Genomic DNA, 26,789 nt, shown 5'->3' with positions numbered 1-26,789 from the left:
TGAGTCATAGGGAAACGGGATAGAAGTAATTCAGATCACCAATATAAAAATTGGATAAGCGCTCTTATTCGTCAGCAGTTGACGGGAAACGGGCGAAGCGTCATAATTATAGGAAATTACTTTTACGGGGAACCTGTGTTGCAGCACTGTCACGGGTTCCATTTGGTATAGAAAGGACACGGAACAGATCAGAATGGGCATAGAGCAATTACTCGAGAAGGCCGGGGCATATATCAAAGAACCCGATCTGGTGCGCATACGAGAAGCTTACGAATTTGCTGATCAGGCCCACCATGGACAGACGCGAAAATCGGGAGAACCGTATATTCTGCATCCGCTTGCGGTTGCCGACATTGTTGTGAACATGCAGATGGACACCATCTCCATAATAGCAGCGCTTCTTCATGATGTAGTAGAGGATACTACGGTCTCACTTGAAGAGATCCGCAATCATTTCGGCAATACGTGTGCCATGCTTGTTGACGGCTTGACGAAGCTGGAACGTATTCAGTTTCGCTCCAAGGAAGAACAGCAGAACGAGAACTACCGCAAAATGTTCATCGCCATGGCGCAGGACATCCGTGTCATCGTGATTAAATTGGCTGACCGTCTGCATAATATGCGGACACTCAAGTTTCAGTCGGAAGAAAGCCAGCGCCGGATTTCATATGAGACGCTGGAAATTTTCTGTCCGATTGCAAACCGTTTGGGTATCTCTGCAATCAAATGGGAAATGGAGGACATCGCCCTCCGTTATTTGAATCCGCAGCAGTATTACCGAATTGCAAACCTGATGCACAAAAAACGTGCAGAACGGGAGCAATATATTGATACGGTTATGGATGGAATTACGAACAAGCTCGATGAGATGGGAATTCAGGCAGACCTTTCAGGCCGCCCGAAACATATCTACAGCGTGTTCAAGAAAATGACCACCAAGAACAAGCAGTTTAACGAAATTTATGATCTGCTTGCCATTCGTATTATTGTGGATAATATCAAGGATTGTTATGCTACCTTGGGAATTATACACACGCTATGGAAACCGATGCCTGGACGCTTTAAAGACTACATTGCGATGCCGAAGGCGAACATGTATCAATCGCTGCATACAACGGTAGTTGGTCCCAATGGCGAACCAACGGAAGTACAGATCCGGACATGGGATATGCACCGGACTGCTGAATTTGGTATTGCTGCCCACTGGGCCTACAAAGAAGGCGCTGCGAACGGAAATCATTTTGAAGACAAGATTACGTTCTTCCGTGAAATTCTTGAACTTCAAAACGAAGCACAGGATGCATCAGAATTCGTAGAGTCACTCAAAATGGATTTCTTCTCGGATCTGGTATTTGTATTTACGCCAAAAGGAGAAGTCATCGAATTGCCAATCGGCTCTGTTCCTTTGGATTTTGCTTATCGAATCCATACGGAGGTTGGTAATCGGACCATTGGTGCCAAAGTAAACGGTCGGATTGTTCCGCTCGATTATCATCTGAAGACAGGTGATATTATCGAAATTTTGACGTCCAAACATTCTTATGGACCGAGCCAGGACTGGATGAAAATTGCGAAATCTTCTCATGCACGAGCGAAGATCAAGCAATGGTTCAAGAAGGAACGCCGTGAAGAAAACGTTGAAAAAGGTCGGGAGAGCTGTGAGCGTGAACTGAAACGTATGGGGCTTGATCCTTCTGCGTGGATGACGGATGACAAGTTGATGGAAGCTGCCAAAAAATATGCGTTTAACGATATTGATGACATGCTTGCGGCTGTTGGATTCGGTGGGATTACTGCTGCACAGATTGTAACAAAAGCAACCGAAAAACTGCGTAAAGAGCAGGAAGAGTCCAGTTTGCTGGAATTAAATTCCGAGATGCGCGAGCTGAAACCTGCGCCTGAGCGCAGAAATCGACCAACCAACGGTATTCGTGTTAAAGGCATCGATAATCTGCTTGTTCGATTCGCACGATGCTGTAATCCTGTACCTGGGGATGACATTATCGGATATGTTACACGCGGACGCGGCGTTTCCGTGCACCGTAGTGACTGTCCAAATATTCCAACAAGTGCAGACGGTGAAGAAGCAGCACGTGTTATTGAGGTTGAGTGGGAAGAGAATATCGAAGCAAGTTACAGTGTGGATATTGAGATTACAGGCCATGATCGGAATGGCTTGCTCAATGAGGTACTTCAGGCTGTATCTGAAAGTAAAACCAATATATCTGCCGTTACAGGACGGACAGATAAAAATAAATTAGCATTGGTGCACGTCACAATTCTGATTCGTAATACGGATCATCTGCAATCCGTTGTAGAACGGATCAAACGTGTGAAAGATGTCTATTCGGTGCATCGGATTATGCAGTAAGGAGCCTGTAAGATGAGGGTGCTTGTACAACGCTGTAAAGAGGCTCAAGTGACCGTGGGAGACGAGCTGACAGGTAAGATCGAGTCCGGATTAATGCTGCTCGTAGGCATTACCCATGAGGACACCGAGAAGGATGCCCAGTATCTGGCTGACAAAGTTAGTGGGTTGCGGATATTTGAGGATGATCAGGAGAAGATGAATCTCAGTCTGCTTGATGTAGGCGGTGCTGTATTGTCTGTTTCCCAGTTCACCCTGTACGGAGATTGTCGCAAAGGAAAGCGTCCGAGCTTTGCGGCTGCGGCCCGACCTGAAGCGGCAGAACTGTTATATGAAACGTTTAATCAACTGCTACGGGATAAAGGTATTCAGGTTGAAACCGGGCGTTTCGGAGCAATGATGGATGTAACATTTACCAACTGGGGACCCGTGACTTTGATGCTTGAAAGTCCGGTTCGTCAGGAACCAAGTGCATAATTTCATAGGGTTCAGGCCATAATGAGGAATATTCGTTGATGACTATTTCATGATCAAAGGAGTATCCATCCAATTATGCGCCAATCTGCGAAAGAAACACGTACCCGTTCAGAACCTTTGTTACTCCCAGGCAACCTGTATGAATCATTGCACCTTGCCCGTTCGGCTGCTGAGTATGTTGCAACGATCTGGGCACTTCAGGATTCGGACAAAGGGAAGCAGAGTCATCTTCCGCGATCTTGAATGTTTACACAGGGATATAAACATCCGATATTTGGATTATACAGATTCTGAAAAAGTCCTGATTCCTTCCCGAATCAGGACTTTTTGTCGTGAGTTGATCATTTTAACTATTCGTTTGAAGACTTCGTTACAAAATGAAATTACATTGAATTGTTATAAATTGCTCTGGTGAGGGTAATAACAAAACGAGGCACAACGAAGTGCCAATGTACTGCAAGACCCGATTTTATAAAGAAAGTTCGAACACGGAAAGGAGAACATACGTTATGAGTAAAGTTGCTTTTTTATTGGCGAATGACTTTGAAGATTCGGAGATGCAGGTCCCGTATGACGAAGTAAAAAAAGCTGGACATGAAGTGGAGATTATCGGATTAGAAGCCGGTGAGACCCTTAAAGGTAAAGGAGGAAAGGCCTCCTATACCACAGATAAGGCGATTGGTGATGCATCCGCTTCAGATTATGATGCAGTCGTGATTCCTGGTGGATCATCCCCTGAGAATTTGCGAAGTGATGCGCATATCTTGAAGTTTGTCACCGAGATCAACAGTGCGAAGAAACCAATTGCTGCGATCTGTCATGGTCCGCAAATTTTGGCTAGTGCCGGTCTGTTGAAAGGCCGTACCATTACATCCTATCCACCACTTAAGGATGATATGGTAAACGCAGGAGCAGAGTTCAAGGATCATGAGGCCGTTGTGGATGGAAACTATATTACATCCCGAACGCCTGAAGATGAGCCAGCGTTTGTACGTGAACTGCTAAAAGTTATATAACTTCAGCCAGTACAACTGACATACATTGATGTATCTTAACTACGTTACATCGTGATGTTTACAAACTTCACGTTGCATTTCATTCCGAAAAAGGAGGGTTTGACATGACAAAACATATTCAGGCGTATTTTCGAACCGAGGACGAGGCAGAGGGAGCAAGAACTTCACTTCAGACGTTCCGTACAGAGCATTTGGAAGTAGGTCAACTGGACAGTGCGATAGGTAGAGACACGCGTGTTATGGTGCCACTGGTGCCTTATAATACAGCAGGTGGCGTAGGCACCAACGGAGCAATGGGTGTAGGTGCAGCCCCTGGTGTTCCGGCCAGCGAAAATGTGATCCCTGTGGTAGCCAATGTGGACCGTGATGCAGAACGGGATACTCGTGACAGAGTGAATGAGGATGGAGACCTGCTGAATGCTGCAGATGTGTCTTCGGCCGATTATGATGATCTGCATTATGTTCTGTCTGCCAAAGTAAGGGATGAGGATTATGACGAGATTGTTCATAAGCTTCGTTCCAACCATGCCTATGTGGAAGATTTGAATTAACGTGTAGATACTTCTTGGCCCTTGCACTGCTCGACCACACAGTCGAGTGATGTGCAAGGGCTTTTTGATCATGAGGATATTAAAAAACTAATTTATAAAGCGCTATCATTTTTGTAATATTACTGTAATATTAGATACATAAGCCTTTAACATAGTGGGCTTATAATAACACACATGACCCCCTTTTTTTATATATCCTTTGAGCCTGCACACCGTGTGCAGGCTATTTTTTTTGAGCTGAGAATGTGTATGTTTTGGGTAGAGCTTACCCCTTTATTCAATTTTTGCTAGAATAGAGAGATGGGTTTATATATTCTACAGCGAATTGTTTTCATAGTTGGGCTACATTGGACGGTAAATCTAGCTCCAGTGATTGGGTTCAGGCGAATCCAATTCTATGACATAGAGTATGAGGAACTCATCGCCAGAGTGATCCGTCATATTCCAGATGAACATATACTCGCTGAAACGGCCCCGCCTTTTTTATATAAGTAAGGGGCAGCCGGTTCTGCTTGATCGATGGAATTTGAAAGTTATATAGAATGCCTCGTTTGAGAAATGACACCTACAATGCTAAAGCAACAGAGTTCTCATGCGAATGGCTAGAGACAGATTTAAGGGGGAATTAGTTTTGAGTAAGGTTGGAAGAAATGATGTATGCCCATGCGGTAGTGGGAAAAAATATAAGAAATGTTGTCTGAACAAGGAGTCCTCTGCAGTAGAATCCATACTGGGGATAATATCAACGGAGCAACCGGTTCGGGAAGCCTCCATGCAGCCTGAGAGCAAACTGACCTTGACCAAGCTGAAAAAGATGGTGGCAAGCGATTTGAGATGGGAGCACCCGGCTCACGAACAGCTGGCCCTGCAGACTATTGAGAACATGAGGAACCAATATGAGCCAGAGGTAATTTTGGAAGCTCTGGTGTTATGGAACGGCTACTCCCGTCAGACCCGCCCTACTGTGAAGAAGACAGGCTCGTTCTCTGCTGCAATTGAGTTTTTGCTGTCCGAGGAATACGGCTTCAATGTCACAAAGGCTGAGCTGGCTGATAAATATGAGGTAACGACAGGCACGATCTCCCGGAAGGTTAAGGAGATGAATAGTTACATCGAAGAATACGGCATGGGCGGTGAAACGGACGAGCTATTGATGCTGAACGGTCCAGGCACATCGAGAGACAAAGCACAGGCTCTGCTGTCTAAGGCGAGGGAAGCGAGCTCTTCCAAACGGAGAGTACATCTGGCGGAAACAGCGATTGAGATGTATCCTGACAGCTCTGATGCGTATCTTGTTCTAGCTGAGGAATCGGACAATGAGAATGATGCGCGATCTTACCTCAAGGAAGGAATCGCTGCTGGCAAACGTGAACTGGGCGAACTGTTCTTTGAGGAGAACAAAGGGGACTTCTGGGGGCTTCATGAGACTCGTCCCTATATCCGGATATGCAAAAGTTATGCCGAATCCTGCTGGTTTGGCGGAGATACGAAAGAAGCAGCACAGATTCTGGAGCATATGCTGGAGCTTAATACGGAAGACAATACCGGAGCACGTTACCTGCTCGCTGCTGTGTATTTGTACAGCAACCAATTGGAACAGGCAGAGCAATTGCTGGAGGAGTATGGAAGAGGTGACACCGCAACGGCCTTTGCCTATGACAAGATCATTCTGGAGTATAAGAAAAACGGAATCACCTCCCAGCTCAAAATGCTGTACCGTGTAGCCCGGGGTGTGAACAAACATGTGCCTGATTACCTGTTGGGTTTGAAACGGCTGCCGCATAACCTCCCTGACTTTGTCGGCATGGGCGACTCCGACGAAGCGATTGAATATGTCATTATGCATTCCCGTTTATGGGCGAGCGCGCCGGATCTGTTGAAGTGGATGCTGCAACAATAGAGGAATAAGAAGCGAATAGAAGTTGGAATTCATATGATGAATCCAGCTTCTATTATCCGTGATTTCTGTCACTCCCCCATCCGGTGCAGCGTGTGAGCAAAATTTTTTAGAGCTATCTTTTCGTGTTAACCCTTGACTTTAGCACTGCGGTTCATTACAATCAGAAAATAATACGTTGACTATAGTCAATACAAGTCGATTTTTGAACTATATTACTGATTTGATGACGGGACCAAGTACTCCGTGCCCACATGACCAGAGAGGAATCCCCAGGCTGTAAGGATTCTCTTGATGAGCGGACGAATGACTTCCCCGAGAACAGACGGCGAACACAGCAGATATGATCTGTTGACCAGTAGCTGGCCTGCGCAGGACGTGCGTTACACGTAGAGCGGAATATCTGCTTGATCAGAATGCCTTGGGCAAACCTGAATCATCAGAGATCGCCTGAACGGCTAAAGTGTCAGGTTTCCGGAATGTGGGTGGTACCACGGGTGAATGTATATTACACAATCTCTCGTCCCTTTGTTTGCTGTATATACAGCGACAGGGCGAGGGATTTTTTTGTTATATAGAAAAATCAATGCTGGAGGGATCAAGATGGCTTTTCAAAAACCGACTGGAACGCAGGACTTACTGCCTGGAGTTGTCGAGAAATGGCAGTACGTAGAAGAAAAAGCACGAGATCTGTGTCGACGGTTTAATTACCGTGAGATTCGTACACCGATCTTCGAACAGACTTCTTTATTTGTACGCGGTGTAGGAGAGACTACCGATATCGTTGAGAAAGAAATGTATACCTTTGATGACAAAGGCAATCGCAGCATGACTCTTCGTCCAGAGGGAACAGCAGGTGTTGTCCGTGCGTATGTAGAGAATAAAATCTACGGTGAACCGGATGTGAGCAAGCTCTATTACATCGGTCCGATGTTCCGGTATGAGCGTCCGCAGGCAGGTCGTCAGCGTCAATTTCACCAGTTTGGTGTAGAAGCCATCGGTGCGCTAGACCCTGCGATTGATGCGGAAGTGATCGCACTGGGCTACCAGTTGTGTGTAGAGCTCGGCTTGAAGGATGTCAAAGTGGAGATCAACTCCGTTGGTAACTCAACCAGCCGTGCAGAATACCGCGAGACGTTACTTGGGTTCCTCAGACCGATGAAAGACAGCCTGTGCAAGGACTGCCAGTCCCGCATGGAGCGTAATCCGCTACGTGTACTCGACTGTAAGGTCGATCAGGACAAATTCGTTGGGGCACCATCTATACTGGATAGCCTGGATGAAGAGTCTTTGAATCACTTTGCCAAGCTGCAGGCATACCTGGATGATTTCGGAGTAGATTATGCTGTGAACAATCGTCTGGTACGGGGCTTGGATTATTACACGCTAACTGCGTTTGAATTAAAAGCTCAAGGTATTGGAGCAATAGATACGGTTGGCGGCGGTGGTCGGTACAATGGTCTGGTTGGAGATATTGGCGGACCTGATCAGCCGGGCATCGGCTTCGGTATTGGTCTGGAGCGTATTCAACTGATTCTGGAGCACCAAAACATTGAGGTTACTACGCTGGCTCCACTGGATGTATACTTTGTTGCTCTGGGAGAGGCTGCTGATCGTGAAGTGAACCGTCTGTTGTTCAAACTTCGTCAGTCTGGACTGTCTGGGGAACGTGATTATCTGGGCCGCAAGATGAAAGCACAGATGAAATCAGCTGACCGTTTCAAATCCCGCTACACTGCCATCCTTGGTGATGACGAGCTGGAGCGTGGTGTGATAGCCCTCAAGTCGATGGATACGGGTGAGCAACAAACCGTGAAGCTTGATGATCTGGTATCGGCAATTCGCGAAGGTAAATAAGCACGAAGTGTTACATTAAGATCAAAACTTTCGAGTAAAACAATTGATCCGGCAAAATTACTGAGGTTCACCAACGATTCCTATTAAGCGGAAGTTGGCGAGCCAGAGGTAACATGCCTTTTCGAATACATGGTCTACACGTAACCGGACTGTTGAAGAGCAGGCACTAACTGCCCATACAGAACGGAAATTCACATAATGAGGAGTTTGGTTATGAAAAGAAGTCATCATTGCGGCGCATTAACACCCGCACACATCGGTGAAACAGTAACATTGAACGGTTGGGTTCAGACCCGCCGTGACTTGGGGGGCGTACTCTTCATCGACCTGCGTGATCGCAGCGGGATTGTACAAGTTGTCTTTAACCCGGCTTATTCCGGTGAAGCTCTGCAAATTGCAGATCGCGTACGTAGCGAGTATGTTATCGCTGTAACGGGTAAAGTCGTTAAACGTGATGCTGAAACAGTTAACAAAAACCTGCCTACTGGCGAAATTGAAGTTCAAATCACAGAAATCGAAGTGCTCAATGCAGCCAAAACACCTCCATTCTTCATTGAAGATGGTGTCGAAGTTGATGAATCCCTTCGTTTGAAATATCGTTACCTGGACCTGCGTCGTCCGGAAATGTTCGAAACATTGAAACTGCGTTCCAAAGCATCCAAAGTGTTCCGTGACTACCTGGATGGAGAAGAGTTCGTTGAAGTGGAAACACCGATCCTGACTAAGAGCTCCCCGGAAGGTGCGCGTGATTATCTCGTACCGAGCCGTGTGCATGAAGGTGAATTCTTCGCCTTGCCACAATCCCCACAAATCTACAAACAGTTGCTGATGGTGGGTGGCGTTGAACGTTATTATCAGATCGCTCGTTGTTTCCGGGATGAGGATCTGCGTGCAGACCGTCAACCAGAATTCACTCAAGTCGACATCGAGACTTCTTTCTTGCAACAGGATGACCTGCTGCCAATGATGGAAGAACTGATGGCCAAATTGCTGCGTGAAACAAAAGGTATTGAGCTGGAACTGCCTTTCCAACGGATTACGTATGCAGATGCAATGGGTAAATACGGTTCAGACAAACCAGATCTGCGCTTTGGTATGGAACTGGTTGAAATGAATGATATCGTAGCAAACAGTGGTGTGAAAGTATTTGCTTCTGTCATCGAAAAAGGTGGAGAAGTCAAAGTGCTGAACGCTAAAGGCTGTGGTACATGGAGCCGTAAAGAGATCGATGATCTCGGACCATTTGCTGCACGTTACGGTGCGAAAGGTCTGGCTTGGATTCAAGTGAAAGACGGCGAGTTCAAAGGGCCAATCGTGAAGTTCTTCACGCCTGAAGAAATCGAAGCTGTCAAAGAACGTACTGGTGCTGAAGATGGCGACTTGTTGCTCTTCTCCGCAGACACTAAAAAAGTGGTTGCTGACGTTCTGGGCGCATTGCGTCTGAAAATCGGCCGTCAACTCGGACTGATCGATGACAGCAAGTTCAAATTTGCTTGGGTTGTGGACTTCCCACTCCTCGGATATGATGAAGATGCGAAACGTTATGTGGCAGAACACCATCCGTTCACTCGTCCAAAAGACGAAGATGTACATCTCTTTGACACTGATCCGGGTGCAATCCGCGCTCAAGCCTATGACCTTGTTCTCAATGGTTATGAAGTAGGTGGTGGTTCAATGCGTATCTACAAACGTGATGTTCAGGAGAAAATGTTTGCTGCCCTTGGACTCTCTACAGAAGTAGCGAATGAGAAATTCGGCTACCTGTTGGAAGCATTCGAATATGGAACTCCACCGCATGGTGGTATTGCCTTTGGTTTGGACCGCCTCGTGATGTTGCTGGCGGGCCGCACGAATCTGCGTGAAACGATTGCCTTCCCGAAAACGGCAAGTGCAACGGATCTGCTCATGAATGCACCATCCGAAGTGGATGACTCACAATTGGAACAACTGCATATCCGCGTAGCCCGTAAACCGGTAGCGGAAAAGAAATAAAGGAGGCATCGATTCTCAATGCTCCATCAATTTTCAAGAACAGAACTTGCGATCGGACCTGAAGGTCTGGACACGTTGAAGAATAGTACAGTCGCTGTGCTCGGTATTGGCGGCGTAGGTGGTATTGCTGTAGAAGCTCTTGCCCGTAGCGGCGTTGGGCGTATCATCCTGATTGATAAGGACGTCGTGGACATCACCAATATTAACCGCCAGATTCATGCTCTGACTACGACAGTGGGGCAGAAAAAAGCGGATCTGATGGTGGAACGTGTGAAACTGATCAATCCGGAATGTGATGCAATTGCCCTGAATATGTTTTACACGGAAGAAACATATGAGGAATTGTTCAAATATGATCTGGATTATGTGCTGGATGCATCCGACACGATTATCTACAAAATCCATCTCATTAAAGAGTGCCTGAAACGTAAAATTCCGATGATTTCGAGTATGGGTGCGGCGAATAAAATGGACCCGACGAAATTCCAGGTTGCAGATATTTCGAAAACGACCATGGACCCGATTGCCCGTGTTGTGCGTACGACACTTCGTAAAGACGGCATCAAAAAAGGTGTGAAAGTGGTCTTCTCGACTGAAAAGCCGATGAAACCACGTGAGGACGTAACACAAAAAATCGTTCCCGAGAATGCTCCGGAAATTCGCAAGGCTAAACAGCCACCTGCGAGTAACTCATTTGTGCCTCCGGTAGCCGGACTGATTATGGTCAGTGTTGCGATTAAGGATTTGTTAGAAATTGCAGAGAACGAGCAGCAGTAACTTGCTGCCAACTGAAGAAGCGTGGATGCCAATAAGGCATCTGCGCTTTTTTGTATGATCATACTTCGTAAGACCGGAGCGGATGGGACGTCAATCGTCTATGATAGCCGAACTGTATTCCTAGATAAATGTCAGAGTTACGTCATGTACTTCAAAGTCAAAACCGTGTATGATATTCACTGCTGCGCGAAATGATGATACATACATAATGAATTTGCGGCTATAGAGAGAGGGGAATAGAACGAAATGAAACACGGATGGATGACCAGACGTCTTGGCATGGAGCCAGGAGACCAGTGGAAGAAGGAAGTTGTGGCGGGAGCCATTTCCTATTTTGCCGTGGTCTATATCGTTATGGTCAATGCTACAATTCTTTCCGATGCCGGGATGCCTTTGCAGGCAGCTATGGTTGGAACACTGCTGACGTCCATTGCAGGATGTTTGCTCATGGCATTTGGCGGAAAATCACCGATTATCGTGGTACCCGGAATGGGGATTAATGCATTTTTCACGTATACACTTGTACATTCCATGAAATTAAGCTGGCAAGAAGCGCTGGCTGTTGTAACCGTTACAGGTATACTGTTTGCCATTGTTGCGTTTACGTCACTATACAAAATGATCAGCGAAGCAATCCCGAAAAATCTGCAGCATGGCATTACGGTCGGGATTGGTTTGTTTCTGACATTTATCGGTTTGCAAAAAAGTGGAATCGTTATCGCACATCAGACCACGTTTGTTGCGATTGGGCATTTCAATGATCCCAATGTCATTACAGCCTGCGTTACGCTGGTGCTTGCCTTGATTTTATTTATACGGAACGTACAGGGTGGACTTCTGATCAGTATTCTGGTCGGGACAGGTCTAGCCTATGTACTTGGTGCAGTGAACCCGGGTGAGTCCGTATCAGCGATGGATGCGCTGCGTCAATACGGTGGGTTGTTTGGCGAATTGTCTTTGATGAAGCTAGCTAATGTTGCCTTCTGGATCGCGGTATTTTTGCTACTGCTAATTGTGGTGTTCGAAAATATCGGATTAATTACGGCTCAGACACAGATGATTGGTCGTCCAGAGCGGTTTAAAGGTAGTCTGCGTGCTCTATCCATTAGCACCGTACTGGCAGGTGTATTCGGAAGCAGTCCTCCGGTTGCCGCAGCCGAGACTACAGCCGGAATTGCGGCAGGCGGTCGCACAGGTTTGACCCCGCTCGTTACAGCTGTGTTATTCGGGGCTACTTTTTTCTTCATCCCGCTGCTCGGTTATATTCCAGACAGTGCAATTGCTCCCATTTTGATCATTATTGGTGGCCTGATGGTGCAAGGTGTGAAAGATATGGATTTTGGTGACTTCACAGAGGCATTCCCGGCATTTCTGATCATGGTCATGATTCCATTTACATATAGCATCGTGGACGGTATGGCGTTTGGATTCATTGCCTATCCATTAGCGAAGCTGGCAGCAGGTCAAGGTAAACAGGTGCCTGTGGTCATGTATGGCATTTCCATCCTCTTTTTAGCCAACTTTGTGTTGCATGGAGTTTTGTAATAACAAAAGGCAACGTCATGTAAGTTCATACGTATGATCTCTGGTGAGCAGATGCAGAACGGGAGGAACGGGAATGGAAGAGCAGCAACAAACAGGGCAGAATGAACCGAAGGTAGGAAAAAAGGGATTTAAGGATTTCGTCAAGCTCATCGCTTCCACGAATCCGCCAAAACTGATCCTGATTCTGGCCCTCATCTTAACCCTGATTCAAACAACAGCCGGACTGATCGTGCCATTGATGACCAAAGGTCTGATTGATGGACTAACCACTTCGGCACTGAACAAATCTGTTATTTTGTTATTGCTGGGGGCATTTGTGATTCAGGCTATTGCCTCGGGCATTAGCATTTATATGTTAAATTACGCCGGACAACGCGTGGTCGCAACGCTTCGTACCAAGCTGTGGAATAAGGTATTGTCGCTGCGAATGCCGTATTTCGATCGCAATCGTACAGGGGATACGATGAGCCGGATTACGAATGATACAAGCCAGATCATGACGTTGATCGCGGATTATCTGGTTTCCTTTGTATCCAACATCGTTGCTGTTGTGGGTGGCGTGGCGTTACTGTTCTATTTGGATTGGGTGATGTCGCTCATTATTCTGAGTCTGGTGCCACTTACGATGTTGATCCTGTTGCCGGTGGGTAAGAAAATGTACAAGATCTCCAAGAAACAACAGGACGAGATGGCGGGTCTTACATCAGTGCTCAGTCAGGTTATTGGCGAAATCCGATTGGTCAAAGCCTACGGCACGGAGAAACAGGAAGTGGAAGCAGGGGATTCCCGGATTCGTAAAATGTTTGCTTTTGGCTTGCAGGAAGCACGCATTCTTGCTCTGATCGGTCCTTTGTTTACATTTGTCATGACTGCCGTTCTAGTCGTTATTCTGGGTGTGGGGGGAATGCGCGTAGCGTCTGGACTGTTGTCGCCTGGTGAACTGGTTGCGTTCATATTGCTGTTGTTCCAGGTCATTATGCCAATGGGACAATTCACGACGCTATACTCCCGTTTGCAAAAAGTCGTAGGTGCAACGGAGCGCATACAAGCGATCCTTGCCGATGAGGAAGAGCCACATGACAGCACCAAGGTAGCGCCAAAAGGAAATGAGACGATTGCATTCCATGATGTACACTTTTCCTATGTTACAGGTGAGGAAGTATTGCACGGAATCAATTTGACGGTACCTACACAAAAAGTGACAGCCATTGTCGGTCCAAGCGGTAGCGGCAAATCAACACTGTTCTCTTTGATGGAGCAGTTTTATATGCCCGATTCAGGCCATATTTCATATGGGGGACAAGCCATAACAGATTATTCTTTGGCCTCCTGGCGCAGCAAGATTGGGTATGTATCTCAGGAAAGTCCACTTATGGCGGGTACGATCAAAGACAACATCACGTACGGATTAGGTCGTGAGGCCACGATGGATGAGATCCGGCGAGCTGCTGAGATGGCCTATTCTGCCGACTTTATCGACAAGTTGCCACAGGGATATGACACGGAAGTGGGCGAGAGGGGAATCAAGTTATCCGGAGGCCAACGTCAGCGGATTGCTATTGCTCGTGCCTTACTGCGCAGTCCAGATATTCTTATGTTGGATGAAGCCACATCCAGTCTGGACAGCACCTCGGAGTATGAAGTACAACAGGCTTTATCCAACCTGATGGAAGGAAGAACTACGATCGTGATCGCGCACCGATTGTCCACAGTGGTGGATTCCGATCAAATTGTTGTATTGGAGCATGGGCATGTTACCGGAACAGGAACTCATACGGAATTAATTAGCAATCATCCGGTATACCGTGAATTAGCGCAGAAACAGTTTGTGGCACAGGAAGGCAATGCAACTACAGTACAAAACGAAGAGTAATTCTCATTAATGCAGGGTCTCCGTAATACCCATGAGGTATTTCAACGGAGATCCTTTTTCTTTTTCTAAAATTCCTCATATTGACAGTAAGACCAACATACTCTATATTATAGATACCGACCGTTGGTATGTATAAGGAGGAACTTATGGCCAGAAATAAATACCCTGAGCAGACACTGGACCTGATTCTGGCAGTCTCAACTCAAATGTTTACTGAAAAGGGATATGAAAAGACCAGTATTCAAGACATTATAGATGAATTAGGTATGTCTAAAGGTGCGATATATCATCATTTCAAGTCCAAGGAGGATATCCTTAGTGCAGTGATGGAGAAGGAGCTCGGGCGGGCAGAAGACATGTTTATGGAACTCATCCAGAACACGCATGCTCCGAATGCCAGACAGAAGCTCATCAGTATTTTGGAAAATATTATCGTTGATCCTGGAATCCAGTCTAACTCAATAGATCAGGTTCTTAGCACTCAGATCAAGAATCCGCAGTTTGTACTCGGTGGAATCAGGAAGGGTGTTCTAAAAGATGCACGAATTGTTGCCAATATTATGGAGCAAGGCAAGGAAGATGGGTCCATTTCAGTCGAATATCCGCTGGAGTGTGCTGAAATCTTCATGTTACTCGTTAATATCTGGATTAACCCTCTACTTTTTGGACGGGATCAGGCACAGACATTGGAAAGGCTTAAGTTTTTGCAACACATGATGAAGCTCTTGGGAGCAGATATCGTTAGCGAACAGCTCATTCAGCGAATTACGAATCGCCATGCCAGCACAGGAGGTTATGCGGAGGCGGAATAAACATATACCTGGTTGTTTGAAATGGAGAGGGAAAAGATGTTGAAAAGTAGTGAGCTTTCCATATGCATGAGCATAGACATTGATCAACCCATTCATGATATACAGTTAAATTGGTTGTCAGGAGATATCAGAGTTCTTCCGAGTGTGGATGAACTTATCCACGTCATACAATTTGCGGATGCGTGGTTTTCCAAGCGAAGGCTGATGCAAGTTAACATACGAGGGGATGCCTTAAGCATTGTGGACGGGAGAAAAAGGAGAGGCCTCGTTGGAATAAATATTGCTAGAACAGCATTGGAGATTCAGCTTCCTGATCGTATTTTTGATCGTATTTTACTAAACTCCACAGGAGGACAACTCCGGTTGAATCGGCTTCTGGCCACTCGCTGTCAATGTAAGATCACCTCAGGTCGTGTAGACCTATCAGGGAGGATGGATGAGCTTGAACTGTGCGCATTGGCATCGATAGTGAAAGGGCAGCACCTTAGTGCAGATAAATTCAATCTTCAATCCAGTTCAGCCAAGATCGACATATCAGGGGAATTCCGTCACTTGCAGTATACAACTACAGGCAGAGGATTGAATATGGATTGTCTCAAGATGCCGGAGAGCTTGCATTCCGTATCCACAGGATCAAAAGTAGTGGTTTCCATTCCAGATAACGAAGGTTTCCGAATTTTACTTAAAAGAAGATCAGGAGCGTTAAAAAGCGAATTTGATTTAACTCCCCTTCATGGGGACAGCAACTGTCTAATACACAAAAGTGGAAAAAGTGAATTCCAAGTGGATATTCGAGGAGGAGCTTTTCATCTAAAATCCAGGAAATGAGAGACTGTTCGTGTGTACTGAAAACAAAGGGGGGCGGTAGGTATAATGGCTGGTTGGATTGTAGGGATTAGTTTTTCCACCATCGTACTGCTAATCGGGATTTACGGCGCATTAAACAGCAGGCGCAGGCTGGCCAGAAACAATTGGGCCTGGTGGTTTATTCTGTTTGGTTGTTGTGCGCTTGTCAGTGCCATCATTAATTATCAATTCAGATGAGCCTCATATAATACAAAAGTAAGCCTACAAAAACGGATGTGGCTTTCAATTGCCCTATGTGATATAGTAAGTATCCTTTTGTATTTCCAGATCTAGGAGATACAGAGCAAAACATATTCTTAGGAGGTAACTGAAACATGTCAGACAGCTTTCAAAGTGCCTATCAAGAAGAAGAGTACAGGTTAGAGCGAACGATGGAGGAAGTGGACAGTCAGCTGGAACGACTGCAGAACATTCCGGTATACACCGGCCACGACTTCACAGAACAAGTGCTGGAGGCTGGACGCGAAGAGCGCCGCACCGCCTTGTCCAAGAGCGCGCAGCAACCCTATTTCGGACGCTTGGATTTCGAAGAACAGGGCAGTGGTGCACGGAAACCGCTGTATATTGGCAAAATTGGCGTAGACCGCGAAGAGGTGGGAGAGCATCCGCTCGTCATCGACTGGCGTGCTCCTGTCGCAAGCCTGTTTTACTCATTTACGGGAGGGGAAGCCTCCGCTACGTATGAAGCCCCGGAAGGGCTTATTGAAGGTCTCGTATATCTGAAACGAAACGTTGTCATTCGGCAGCGGATATTGGAACGTGTGGCGGATACATATAACCGTGACAGCGACCAGCCAGCGGTATCTGATGAATTCCTCGTTTATCGTCTGGGAGAGAACAAGGATAACAAACTGCGTGATATCGTATCTACGATTCAAGCGGAGCAGGATCTGATTATTCGTGCGGCGAGAAACACTGCATTGATCATTCAGGGTGTAGCTGGATCCGGGAAAACGACGGTTGCCCTGCATCGGCTTGCCTTTTTGCTATATCAGTACAAGGAGCAGGTATCTGCAGAGAAAATGGTTATTTTTGCGCCCAACCACATGTTTCTGGATTACATCTCGGATGTGCTTCCGGAACTTGGAGTGGGGGACATTCAACAGCGGACATTCCCGGATTGGGCGATGAACCTGCTGGGGCTGGATATGCCTTTGGCGAATACGTCGGATACATTGAACACCTGGTTCGAAAAACCTGATGCACGACCTGAATTGAATGATGATGTACCTGGGCGTTACAAAGGATCCATCCGTTTCATGGAGCTTATTAGAGAATGGTTGTCGGGGATGGAAGCGGATTCCGTACCGGATACGGACTTCAGTCCATGGGATGGTAAGGTGCTTAGCAAGACAGAGATCGAGAACTGGTTCGGTGAGGAATACAAACATTATCCACTGGCCAAACGCAAAGAACGGGTCATGGCGAGAGTTCACCGCTGGATTGAGATGGAACTCAAGAAACCGATGCCAGAAGCTGTGCGCAAAGAACGCAAGAAAAAAGCAGCGACTCGTGAGAAGGCCTATGCCAAAAAATGGCCTCAATATGAGCCGCTTACGTTATATAAACAGTTGTTCAAAGCTGCAAAGGGTGGTTCTGTGCCAGCTTCGCTCAGCGGGCTTATCCCCAAAGGCGTAATGAAACAAACGGCAGCAGATCTGAAACAGGATATCGTCCGTGAAGAGGATCTGTCTGCATTGGTATACATTCATACATTGGTCCATGATATCGAGGGTTCGGAGCGGTTTGATCATGTCGTGATCGATGAAGCGCAGGACTTTTCACCATTTCATGTGGCGTTATTGGATCGTTTCGTCAAAGGGCATTCCTTCACCATACTGGGTGACTTGTCCCAAGGGATTCATGAGTACCGTGGTGTTCATGCGTGGGAAGAGATGAGTTCTCTATTTCCTGAGGAACAGAATGCATACTTTGCATTGACCCGAAGTTATCGTTCAACGATGGAAATTATCGACTATGCAAACACGATTCTGGAACGTGGCGTCAAGAGCGGAATTACGGCGATTCCTGTTTTCCGTAGTGGTGATCCGGTTCGGACTTTGGCTTATGGAGGGGAAGGGCGGACGGCGAGTCTGGAACAGGCTTTGAAGCTGTTAACGGTCAAAGACTACCGAACGGTCTCGATCCTGACTCGTACACTGCATGAAGCAGAGGAACTTCACCGTGACCTACAGGCCGCAGGCTGGGATCTAAACCTGATTGATGGTGGCAAAAAGCAGTACACGGGTGGACACTCCGTTTTACCGGTCTACTTGTCCAAAGGGTTGGAGTTTGATGCCGTTATTGTGGCAGACGTAGACCAGAAGCATTATTTGCCAAATGCAGGTGATGCAAAGCTGTTGTACGTTGGTTGTACACGGGCCTTGCACGAGTTGTGGTTGTTCCATGACGGTGTACTGCCGATCTATGCGGCTGCAACACATAATCCCGATGGCGAGTCCGTAACCATTCAGGGTTGGCCAGAGCTTGGCTAGATAAAGTCTATTTATACAACAAAAGGCATGACGTTCATGGGAAAGTCCCATAAGCGCATGCCTTTTAATGCTTTTGTACGAAAATCGCTTGATTTTCCAAGGAAGAACGACGGGGGAGTTCAAGTTTATGTTACGCTATTTCTCATTCTGGATGAGCGACGGTTCACCAGGAATATACCAACACCAATGAATAAACCGCCTGCCAATGCAAACCACTGAACGTGTTCTCCTAGTAAAATCCAACTCGATAATACACCAAAGAACGGTGCCAGAAACAGATACGAACTGGTTTGGGCTGGGTCACTATTCTGCAGCAGATAAAACCAGAGTGAGAACTGAATAATGGAGCAAACAAGCGTTAACCAGAGCAGCGCCATAACCGAGGTGGTATTGACCATAAAGTGAGGCTGTTCAGTCCATACGCTGAGTAGAAGAAGCGCAGCACCTCCCGCGAGCATCTGATAGGCAGTTAAGACAAAAGTATCGTAGCCATCACCCCAGCGTTTGATGAGCAATGTGGACACGGCAAAGGAGATCGCACCACCAAATCCAATCCAGGTTCCAGGACTAAAGCTCATCTGCCATCCAAAAGTTAACATAATCCCGATGAAACCGAGTATAACACCGATCCACTGACTGAAACGGTAGGTCACTCTATATAAAAGAGCACTGAGGATAATGACCAGTAGCGGATTGGTAAACGTAATAATGGCGGATTCACCGGATGTAATCCAGTTCATGCTGTAGTAGGCGCAGCCCATCACTCCGGCGGATTGGAACAGGCCAATGAGGATTATTTTCAACCAAGACTGCCATCCAGTAGGCAAAGGACGTTTACGAAGGAACAAGGCCATCAAGCCACCTGCCAGTATATAACGTATGCCCATGAGCAGGAAAGGTGGGGCATATAACATGCCGATCTTGCCAACTGGAAAAGAAGTGCCCATGATTAACGTTGTCAAAATGATCAATAGTGTATATTTCAATGGTTTGATGATCCGGGTATCTTTATCATGACTGGAGCTCATAACGTCTGTCCGCTATCTACAGTAATTAGTTGCCCGGTCATGGATTGCTGTTCCAGCGCAGCACAGATCATGTGTGCGATATCTTCAGGTGAGGCAATATGCTGTAATAACACTTCTCCGCCGAGACGATACATTCGCTCCTCGTTTCCAGCCCACCACCTTGTAGCAACTGCGCCAGGGACGATAGCATTCACCCGAATGTGTGGTGAGAGTGCGTGCGCAAGTGTTAAGGTCAGCCCATGAACTGCCGCTTTGGAGACGGCGTAAGGGAGGGAGGAGCCCGAGCCCGTACTGCCTGCGATGCTGCCCAGATTTACGATAGAACCACCGCCAGCCTGTCTCATGCCTTCCGTCACTGCACGAGCGCAATGAAACATGCCTTTCACATTCACATCAAGCAGCTCATTCCAGATGTCATCTGTAACAGACTCCAGATCGTGCATGGGGATATGGTGCGTGATTCCAGCGTTATTTACAAGTGAAGTGATCGGGCCATAGGTTTCAGTTATTGTAGTGACCATTCGCTGGACATCAAGATCATTGGCAACATTAGCTTGAACGGCGAATGCATGGCCTCCCGTATCCAAAATGTGTTGAACAGTCTCGTTTGCTGCATCTTGTGAGCGTGAATAGTTGACAGCGACCAAGGCTCCGCGTTCAGCGAGCAACTCACTTACAGCACGTCCTATACCTGTTCCACCACCTGTGATCAGAGCAACTCTATTTTTCCAGTATGTCATGCTGAACACTCCTTATCATCATCCAGTCAGCTGACTGGTTTGGGATCTACATGAATTGTAGTCCGGTTTACACATGAAGTATAATGATTGGTAATGAAGCGGATATCATTTTGAATGATGTCAGAGTGGGGGGACCATGGAGAGCGGGGATCTTAGAATATTTCAGTGTGTTGCACAGGAAGGGAATCTGACCAAAGCTGCTTCTAAACTGGGGTATGTTCAATCCAACGTAACGGCACGAATCCGGCATCTGGAAGCAGAAGTAGGTACAACGTTGTTCATTCGTCATAACCGAGGTATGACGTTATCTCCAGCCGGAGAAATGTTGCTGACCTACGCAGATAAAATTATTGGTTTGCTGAATGATGCTTCCAAGGCACTTCGGGCGACGAGCACACCATCGGGTCCAATGCGAATAGGGTCTACACAAACTGCAGCGGCCGTGCGACTACCTGAACTTTTCGTCAGATATTATAAACAGTATCCAGATGTCTCCTTGTCACTGGTTACTGGCAATTCGCAGATGCTTATGGATCAGGTTATTGGGTATGAATTGGAGGGAGCGTTTATAGGCTGTCCCTGTGATCATCCTGATATCGTTTCTATTCCCGTATTTGATGAGGAACTATTTGTTGTCTGTTCTGGTATGGGTCCTACGGATGAAGATCTTAAGAGTAAACCCATTCTTGTCTACAGCATGGGGTGTTCCTATCGTCAGGTTTTGGAGGAATGGTTAGAGGTGGGTGGTGTTACCCGCCCAGTAATTATGGAATTCGGAACCCTTGAAGCGATTATTAGTGGAGTTACGTCCGGTATGGGAATTTCCTTATTACCAGAGATTGTGATTAGGCATCAGATCAAAAATGGATTATTGCGCACGCATACACTCCCCGTAGGTATGAATCGCATGATGACTCATTTTATTACTCGCAAGGATGCCTTTGTCAGCAGTGCACTTCATGCATTTATGGCTATGTTACCGCGAGAGTATGATATGATAGAGAGTGGAGAACCATCTGAAGTGTAATTGTATTCAAGGCAAGGCAATCCGTTAAGGAAGTGATGAGCAATGGATTTATTTTCGTTTCAACAGGACTCAAAACCACAAGCTAGATTGCTCGCGGACCGCTTGCGGCCAGAGCATCTGGATGAATATATTGGACAGGAACATATTATTGGACCGGGGAAATTACTCCGGCGCGCCATCGAGGCTGATCAGATTTCGTCCATCTTGTTATACGGCCCGCCGGGATGTGGCAAGACTACCTTGGCACATATTATTTCTCAGCAAACGCAAGGACAGTTCGTACGTCTGAATGCAGTGGAAGCTTCCGTTAAGGATGTGCGTGAAGTCATCGAACAGGCGCAAACGAACAAACAGCTGTATGGAACCAAAACCATTCTGTTCCTCGACGAGGTACATCGATTTAACAGTTCACGTCAGGATGCGCTATTGCCAGCGGTAGAGAAGGGCACGATTATTTTTATCGGCGCGACAACAGAGAATCCCTTTCATTATGTCAATGGAGCCTTGATGAGCCGTTCCACCCTGTTTCAGCTAGAATCGCTAAATAAGGATCATTCACTAATTGCAATGCGCAGAGCATTGAGTGATGCGGACAAAGGTCTGGGGTTCATGGAGCTGCAGGCGGACGATGAGGCGCTTGAACATATTGCTACGATGGCCAACGGAGATATTCGGCGTGCGCTTAATGCGCTTGAACTGGCTGCGTTGACGACGCCACCGGAGAAGGATGGATCCATTCATATTACGCTTGACGTAGCTGAAGAGTCTATTCGGCGCCCCATTGTGAAGGCGGATGAATCGACACAGTATGATGTGTTGTCTGCATTTCACAAGAGTATTCGGGGTTCCAGTGATGCGGCGCTGTTCTGGTTTCTATACGCGGTGGAGAAGCTCGGCATGGACCCGATGACCTTTATTCGACGCCTGATTGCAGCAAGCAGTGAAGATATTGGACTTGCGAACCCGCAAGCCATGACTCAGGCCATTGGAGCACTTGATGCGTACCGGAATAACGGCTGGCCCGAAGCCAAGCTGAACATTGCACAAGCGATTTTGTTCGCGGTCGAAAGTCCAAAATCCAATGCGGTGTACACCGCCATTTCCAAAGCCATGAACGCGATTGATGAGGTAAAATCGGCAGAAGTTCCGCTTCACTTGCGAGATACGCATTACTCGGGTGCCGTGAAGCTTGGACATGAGGGTTATCAATATCCACACAACTATCCGGGGCATTACGTGAAACAAGAATATTTGCCAAAGCAGCTCTCACGGAGAGTATTCTATGAGGCAACGGAGCAGGGTAACGAATCGAAGATCAGGCTGAACCAACAGCGGCGCAGAGATCTATAAGATCAGTCAGATCACTCGGGAGATGCACACAACATGAAAGAGCTTTTGTATATAGGGGCGGGTGGATTTCTCGGCACATTAACCCGATATGCTATACAGTTAGCGATACCAACTGTCCATGGGGGATTTCCATGGGCAGTGCTGTTAATCAATGCGATGGGCAGCCTTTTTTTGGGTTGGTTCTTTACCATAGCTGTTCCAGGCAAAATAACACCACAACTTCGACTGGCGATTGGTACAGGTTTTACAGGCGCATTTACGACATTCTCCACGTTTACACTGGATATTGTTCGTTTATCCGAAGGGGGCGAATGGATCAGTGCCGCTATTTATATGATCGTGAGTCTGTTGGCAGGATTGTTGCTCTGTGCGCTGGGAATGAGCCTTGGACATCGTATGTTGGGAGCACAAAGACAAGAGGGTGATGCCTCATGATCCTGTGGATTGGTTTTGCAGGTGTGCTGGGTGCGGTACTGCGTTACAGTCTGGGAAAATGGGTCTCTGGCTTGCTGGGAATGGCCTTTCCATGGGGAACATGGATCATCAACATCAGTGGTTCATTGTTGCTTGGGTTGTTATATGGGTGGCATGAATCTGCAATGATCTCAGATGGAATCTGGTTGATGTGGGGAACCGGATTTTGCGGTGCGTACACGACGTTCTCTACCTTTGGTTATGAGACGTTAGGGCTTATGGGTCGACAACGATACGCAAGCGCGGCGCTCTACGTTGTCAGTTCGGTTCTAGTTGGGGTGTTTGCCGCCTGGGCAGGGGTCTGGTTGACTGCATAACGAACTATTTTTAATTTTTTTGCAAAAATAAGCAGGAAAAAAGCCATCCTTCATGGTATACATGAAAGACGGCTTTTTTAATAGGGATACACGGTATTGTGTATAATCCGCATTTTAATGGACAAGCTCTATTATTGCATTGCGGGTACAGGTACTTTTTGCACCTGATCGATCGTACCCCCACCCAGGCAGACCTCTCCGTCGTAGAAAACAACGGCTTGTCCTGGTGTAATGGCTTTTTGCTGCTGGTCAAATTGGACATCGACACTTCCATCTTCTTGCCAGGTCAATGTTACACCTTGATCCGGCTGACGATAGCGGAATTTGGCAGTACAACGGTATGGCACATTAGGCATGTGCTCTGCACCAGCAATCCAGTTCACACCCGTTGCGGTTAGACCTGTGGAGTACAGGCTTGCATGGGCATCGCCCTGAACAACAAGCAGTTGATTCTTCTCCAGATTCTTGTCTGCAACGAACCAAGGTTCACCATTGCCGGAACCGCCAATGCCAAGACCTTGGCGCTGTCCAAGTGTGTAGTACATCAGACCGTCATGACGACCTTTGACTTCACCGGTTGCGATATCAACCATGTCTCCGCCTTTGGCAGGCAGATAGTTACTCAGGAACTCTTTGAAATTACGCTCACCGATGAAGCAGACACCTGTGCTGTCTTTTTTCTTGGCAGTATACAAACCAGCCGCTTCTGCGATTTTGCGTACTTCGGGTTTGGGCAGATGACCAATCGGGAACATGGCTTTGGACAGCTGGTTCTGATTGAGTGCGTTAAGGAAATACGTTTGATCCTTATTGTTGTCCACACCACGAAGCAACTTGAGTGTGCCATCTTCCTCAATCAGGCGAGCATAGTGTCCTGTAGCTACATAATCTGCGCCGAGATCCAGAGCTTTGTTCAGGAATTCACCGAATTTGATCTCACGATTACACATGACATCCGGATTTGGCGTGCGACCCGACTTATATTCATCAAGGAAATAGGTAAATACTTTATCAAAATATTCTTTCTCGAAGTTGACAGTGTAGTAAGGAATGCCGATCTGTTCACATACGCGGCGTACATCCTCTGAATCTTCTTCAGCGGTACAGTGGCCGAACTCGTCGGTGTCATCCCAGTTTTTCATGAAAATGCCGATGACATCGTACCCCTGCTCTTTCAGCAGCAGTGCGGTAACGGAAGAATCGACACCTCCGGACATGCCAACGACGACCCGTGTATTTTCAATTGTTTTGGACATCGTTATCACCATTTCTATATATAAATGTGTTTCGTTTCTTATTCTAGCATAACCGGACTCAAGATACGATACACCCGGCCAATTTTGGATAGTGTCCACCACAGGCGCACATTTTGGAATATCGTCAATCTTTCTTTTCCATAAAGCATGCAGATATGTTAACATTAGCTGAGGGTTATGATCGGAATACGGAGGATTAGAAGGTTTATGCTAATCTCAATGCATCTCCGCTGTGGACAGATCGTGAAATAGACGGTCATGGACCATAGGATTAAATATAAAGTTTCCAATCGTTTCTGAAAATTGAAAGAGGTGACTCCTTTGAAAATATCGACAAAAGGCCGTTACGGCCTCACAATTATGATGGAGCTTGCTGCCAGAATAGGCGAAGGCCCTACATCACTTAAAAGCATTGCTGAGCGCAACCAGCTCTCGGAGCATTACCTGGAGCAACTGATCGCTCCATTGCGTAATGCAGGACTGGTGAAAAGCATTAGAGGTGCTTACGGCGGTTATATCCTTGCGGGTGATCCTGCAACCGTGACTGCAGGCGATGTAATCCGTGTACTGGAAGGGCCAATCTCTCCAGTAGACTTCACGGAGGAAGATGATCCGGCGAAACGTGATCTGTGGTTGCGTATTCGTGACGGGATTGCGGAAGTATTGGATTCCACAACACTGAAAGACCTGATTACCTTCCAGGATCAGGACAAAAAAGATAGCTACATGTTCTATATTTAATGCTGATTTGTATTACTGGCTGAACAGCCTTATACAGCAAGGGTTTTCGAGGTTTAGTTTAAATAGGGTTACCCACATTCTACCCACATATTTTTAATTATTGATGGCCCATTCAAAGTCATCAGCAATTTTGATTTGTCGATTCTTTGTGACGTGGAGATAAATAAGCTCTGTAACTTTGGAGTTACTTTTGTGTCCGATCCGTGCCTGAATTTCTGGAAGACCAACACGGGGGTTAGACGCAAGAAGAGACACATGGGTATGACGTAAACTATGCGGCGTGAGATTTGTTGGCAGATTAGCTGGTTTGAGAACTCTCCTCATAAATTTACCGATCACAGTTACCTGAATTGGATATCCTGGAAAATAACAACTCCAGAAAACAAAGTTATCCTTAGGATTAAATTTTTTGGCAGATGCGCGTTCTTCGGTCTGCCATTCCTTTAATAATTCGAGTGCTTTAGCTGCTGTATCCCCGAAACTCACCACACGTTCACTTTGTTCATTTTTCGGGGGGATGAACGAGTAATCCAGAATACTTGATCCGAAAATTTGCTTATTTATGTCTATAGTCCTGTTCTCCATATCTATATCTTCCCACTGAAGACCTGCTGCCTCACTGATCCGCAAACCTGTATAAGACAATATAACGAAGAGCGCCCATTGGTTTGTGGTTAGCATGAACCTTCCCATTTGAAGAAAAGCTTTAAGTTCGTCCTTCTCAAGAAATTTGGGAAGGACTTGTCTTTTCTCGCCAACTTTTCGAGCTGGTTTTCTCTCCTTAGGAATGACAGCATTTGCAGTCGGATCTACTTTAATCAATTCCGTTCTTAACGCATGCTTAAACATTAGTGATGCAGCAGTGTGATGGGTTGTGATAGTGCTTCGGCTCATGCCCTTTCCTTTTAATTCATAGAGGAAATCTTGATACATACTCGAAGATACCTCATTGAGAGCAAATCCCCCAAACTCCTCTAAAACAACACTCAATCCGTACTCACGACTTCGAACGGTGTTCTTAGCTGGTTCTCTTTCTAGGATATAAGCTTTAATCCATGATTTGCTCCACGCACTAACTGTCAGGACCTCAGTGTGGTTTAGTTTCTTCTTTATCCTCTTTGCTCCAATCAAGATTCCAAAATCAACAGCTTCTTGGATGGTTTCGAATCTAGGTGATTCCTTCTGTTTACTACTTTTCTTTTCGATCCCCTCAACAATTATTGTAGTCGGTACCCGATAACGATACGTGAATTTTCCATCTCGTTCTCTCACATTAGGGGGTAAAGGTTTGGATATCTTGCTTTTCTTTTTCAAAGTAATTCTCCTTTC

General features: G+C 46.5%; 24 protein-coding genes. 20 read left to right on the top strand and 4 right to left on the bottom strand.

What is annotated here, in order from left to right:
* Positions 1 to 193 precede the first annotated feature (193 nt).
* The 15 genes from MHH25_RS23690 to MHH25_RS23620 all read left to right on the top strand — a co-directional run bounded on the left by MHH25_RS23690 (position 194) and on the right by MHH25_RS23620 (position 18,527).
* A complete protein-coding gene (locus MHH25_RS23690; protein ID WP_036616894.1) occupies positions 194 to 2,371 on the top strand; it encodes a bifunctional (p)ppGpp synthetase/guanosine-3',5'-bis(diphosphate) 3'-pyrophosphohydrolase in 2,178 nt (725 codons plus the stop codon).
* 12 nt (positions 2,372 to 2,383) lie between these two features.
* The gene (gene dtd / locus MHH25_RS23685; RefSeq protein WP_100529057.1) at positions 2,384 to 2,845 is read left to right on the top strand and encodes a D-aminoacyl-tRNA deacylase; all 462 of its coding nucleotides are present in this window, start codon (positions 2,384 to 2,386) and stop codon (positions 2,843 to 2,845) included.
* Between the two features lie 75 nt (positions 2,846 to 2,920).
* The gene (locus MHH25_RS23680) at positions 2,921 to 3,088 is read left to right on the top strand and encodes a hypothetical protein (RefSeq protein WP_017686784.1); all 168 of its coding nucleotides are present in this window, start codon (positions 2,921 to 2,923) and stop codon (positions 3,086 to 3,088) included.
* A gap of 266 nt (positions 3,089 to 3,354) precedes the next feature.
* Positions 3,355 to 3,861 carry a type 1 glutamine amidotransferase domain-containing protein gene (locus MHH25_RS23675; protein WP_340018323.1) on the top strand — a complete coding sequence of 169 codons (507 nt, stop codon included), beginning with the start codon at positions 3,355 to 3,357 and terminating at the stop codon, positions 3,859 to 3,861.
* Between the two features lie 104 nt (positions 3,862 to 3,965).
* On the top strand, positions 3,966 to 4,412 hold the full coding sequence (locus MHH25_RS23670) for a hypothetical protein (RefSeq protein ID WP_253502847.1): 447 nt from the start codon (positions 3,966 to 3,968) through the stop codon (positions 4,410 to 4,412).
* A 631-nt stretch (positions 4,413 to 5,043) separates the two neighbouring features.
* A complete protein-coding gene (locus tag MHH25_RS23665) occupies positions 5,044 to 6,312 on the top strand; it encodes an SEC-C metal-binding domain-containing protein (protein WP_340018322.1) in 1,269 nt (422 codons plus the stop codon).
* 600 nt (positions 6,313 to 6,912) lie between these two features.
* Entirely contained in the window at positions 6,913 to 8,166 is a 1,254-nt protein-coding gene (gene hisS / locus MHH25_RS23660; RefSeq protein ID WP_340018321.1) for a histidine--tRNA ligase, read from the top strand.
* Positions 8,167 to 8,379: 213 nt separating this feature from the next.
* Positions 8,380 to 10,158 (top strand): aspartate--tRNA ligase, encoded by a 1,779-nt coding sequence (gene aspS, locus MHH25_RS23655; RefSeq protein WP_036616911.1) that lies wholly within the window; start codon positions 8,380 to 8,382, stop codon positions 10,156 to 10,158.
* Between the two features lie 18 nt (positions 10,159 to 10,176).
* A complete protein-coding gene (locus MHH25_RS23650) occupies positions 10,177 to 10,935 on the top strand; it encodes a tRNA threonylcarbamoyladenosine dehydratase (protein WP_036616913.1) in 759 nt (252 codons plus the stop codon).
* 246 nt (positions 10,936 to 11,181) lie between these two features.
* Positions 11,182 to 12,480, top strand: a complete 1,299-nt coding sequence (locus MHH25_RS23645) for an NCS2 family permease (RefSeq protein ID WP_340018320.1) — start codon at positions 11,182 to 11,184, stop codon at positions 12,478 to 12,480.
* A gap of 73 nt (positions 12,481 to 12,553) precedes the next feature.
* Positions 12,554 to 14,353, top strand: a complete 1,800-nt coding sequence (locus tag MHH25_RS23640; RefSeq protein ID WP_211082505.1) for an ABC transporter ATP-binding protein — start codon at positions 12,554 to 12,556, stop codon at positions 14,351 to 14,353.
* Positions 14,354 to 14,499: 146 nt separating this feature from the next.
* Positions 14,500 to 15,165 carry a TetR/AcrR family transcriptional regulator gene (locus MHH25_RS23635; protein ID WP_340018319.1) on the top strand — a complete coding sequence of 222 codons (666 nt, stop codon included), beginning with the start codon at positions 14,500 to 14,502 and terminating at the stop codon, positions 15,163 to 15,165.
* Positions 15,166 to 15,201: 36 nt separating this feature from the next.
* A complete protein-coding gene (locus tag MHH25_RS23630; protein ID WP_340018318.1) occupies positions 15,202 to 15,993 on the top strand; it encodes a DUF4097 family beta strand repeat-containing protein in 792 nt (263 codons plus the stop codon).
* Positions 15,994 to 16,038: 45 nt separating this feature from the next.
* Positions 16,039 to 16,209, top strand: coding sequence for a hypothetical protein (locus MHH25_RS23625; protein WP_179086561.1), 171 nt, complete (start codon positions 16,039 to 16,041; stop codon positions 16,207 to 16,209).
* Positions 16,210 to 16,346: 137 nt separating this feature from the next.
* Complete coding sequence (locus tag MHH25_RS23620; RefSeq protein ID WP_340018317.1) at positions 16,347 to 18,527, top strand: UvrD-helicase domain-containing protein; 2,181 nt, start codon at positions 16,347 to 16,349, stop codon at positions 18,525 to 18,527.
* 125 nt (positions 18,528 to 18,652) lie between these two features.
* On the opposite strand, the gene MHH25_RS23615 is transcribed toward MHH25_RS23620, so the two are convergent.
* Together MHH25_RS23615 and MHH25_RS23610 are read right to left on the bottom strand one after the other, a co-directional pair.
* Positions 18,653 to 19,555, bottom strand: a complete 903-nt coding sequence (locus MHH25_RS23615; RefSeq protein ID WP_237176947.1) for an EamA family transporter — start codon at positions 19,553 to 19,555, stop codon at positions 18,653 to 18,655.
* Positions 19,552 to 20,295 (bottom strand): SDR family NAD(P)-dependent oxidoreductase, encoded by a 744-nt coding sequence (locus tag MHH25_RS23610; RefSeq protein ID WP_340018316.1) that lies wholly within the window; start codon positions 20,293 to 20,295, stop codon positions 19,552 to 19,554. Before MHH25_RS23610 ends, MHH25_RS23615 begins: the two co-directional genes overlap by 4 nt.
* Before the next feature lie 136 nt (positions 20,296 to 20,431).
* Between MHH25_RS23610 and MHH25_RS23605 the strand changes: the two genes are divergently transcribed.
* From MHH25_RS23605 to crcB, 4 genes are read left to right on the top strand one after another with little or no spacing between them, the layout of a single operon-like run.
* The gene (locus MHH25_RS23605; protein WP_340018315.1) at positions 20,432 to 21,322 is read left to right on the top strand and encodes a LysR family transcriptional regulator; all 891 of its coding nucleotides are present in this window, start codon (positions 20,432 to 20,434) and stop codon (positions 21,320 to 21,322) included.
* Between the two features lie 42 nt (positions 21,323 to 21,364).
* Positions 21,365 to 22,672, top strand: a complete 1,308-nt coding sequence (locus MHH25_RS23600; RefSeq protein WP_339185980.1) for a replication-associated recombination protein A — start codon at positions 21,365 to 21,367, stop codon at positions 22,670 to 22,672.
* 33 nt (positions 22,673 to 22,705) lie between these two features.
* Positions 22,706 to 23,107 (top strand): CrcB family protein, encoded by a 402-nt coding sequence (locus MHH25_RS23595; RefSeq protein WP_036674530.1) that lies wholly within the window; start codon positions 22,706 to 22,708, stop codon positions 23,105 to 23,107.
* On the top strand, positions 23,104 to 23,463 hold the full coding sequence (crcB, locus tag MHH25_RS23590) for a fluoride efflux transporter CrcB (RefSeq protein WP_340018314.1): 360 nt from the start codon (positions 23,104 to 23,106) through the stop codon (positions 23,461 to 23,463). Before MHH25_RS23595 ends, crcB begins: the two co-directional genes overlap by 4 nt.
* 131 nt (positions 23,464 to 23,594) lie before the next feature.
* Here crcB and mnmA read toward each other — a convergent pair whose 3' ends face one another.
* Positions 23,595 to 24,719 (bottom strand): tRNA 2-thiouridine(34) synthase MnmA, encoded by a 1,125-nt coding sequence (gene mnmA, locus MHH25_RS23585; RefSeq protein WP_036616942.1) that lies wholly within the window; start codon positions 24,717 to 24,719, stop codon positions 23,595 to 23,597.
* 321 nt (positions 24,720 to 25,040) lie between these two features.
* Here mnmA and MHH25_RS23580 point away from each other — a divergent pair, with 321 nt between their 5' ends.
* A complete protein-coding gene (locus tag MHH25_RS23580; protein WP_017686811.1) occupies positions 25,041 to 25,460 on the top strand; it encodes an Rrf2 family transcriptional regulator in 420 nt (139 codons plus the stop codon).
* A 93-nt stretch (positions 25,461 to 25,553) separates the two neighbouring features.
* Here the strand turns inward: MHH25_RS23580 and MHH25_RS23575 are convergent, their stop codons facing one another.
* A complete protein-coding gene (locus tag MHH25_RS23575) occupies positions 25,554 to 26,774 on the bottom strand; it encodes a tyrosine-type recombinase/integrase (RefSeq protein ID WP_340018313.1) in 1,221 nt (406 codons plus the stop codon).
* Between the last annotated feature and the right edge of the window lie 15 nt (positions 26,775 to 26,789).

It is taken from the genome of Paenibacillus sp. FSL H3-0457, assembly GCF_037981725.1.
Classification (GTDB): Bacteria; Bacillota; Bacilli; order Paenibacillales; family Paenibacillaceae; genus Paenibacillus; species Paenibacillus amylolyticus.
This window is presented reverse-complemented; position numbering and strand designations above follow the sequence as displayed.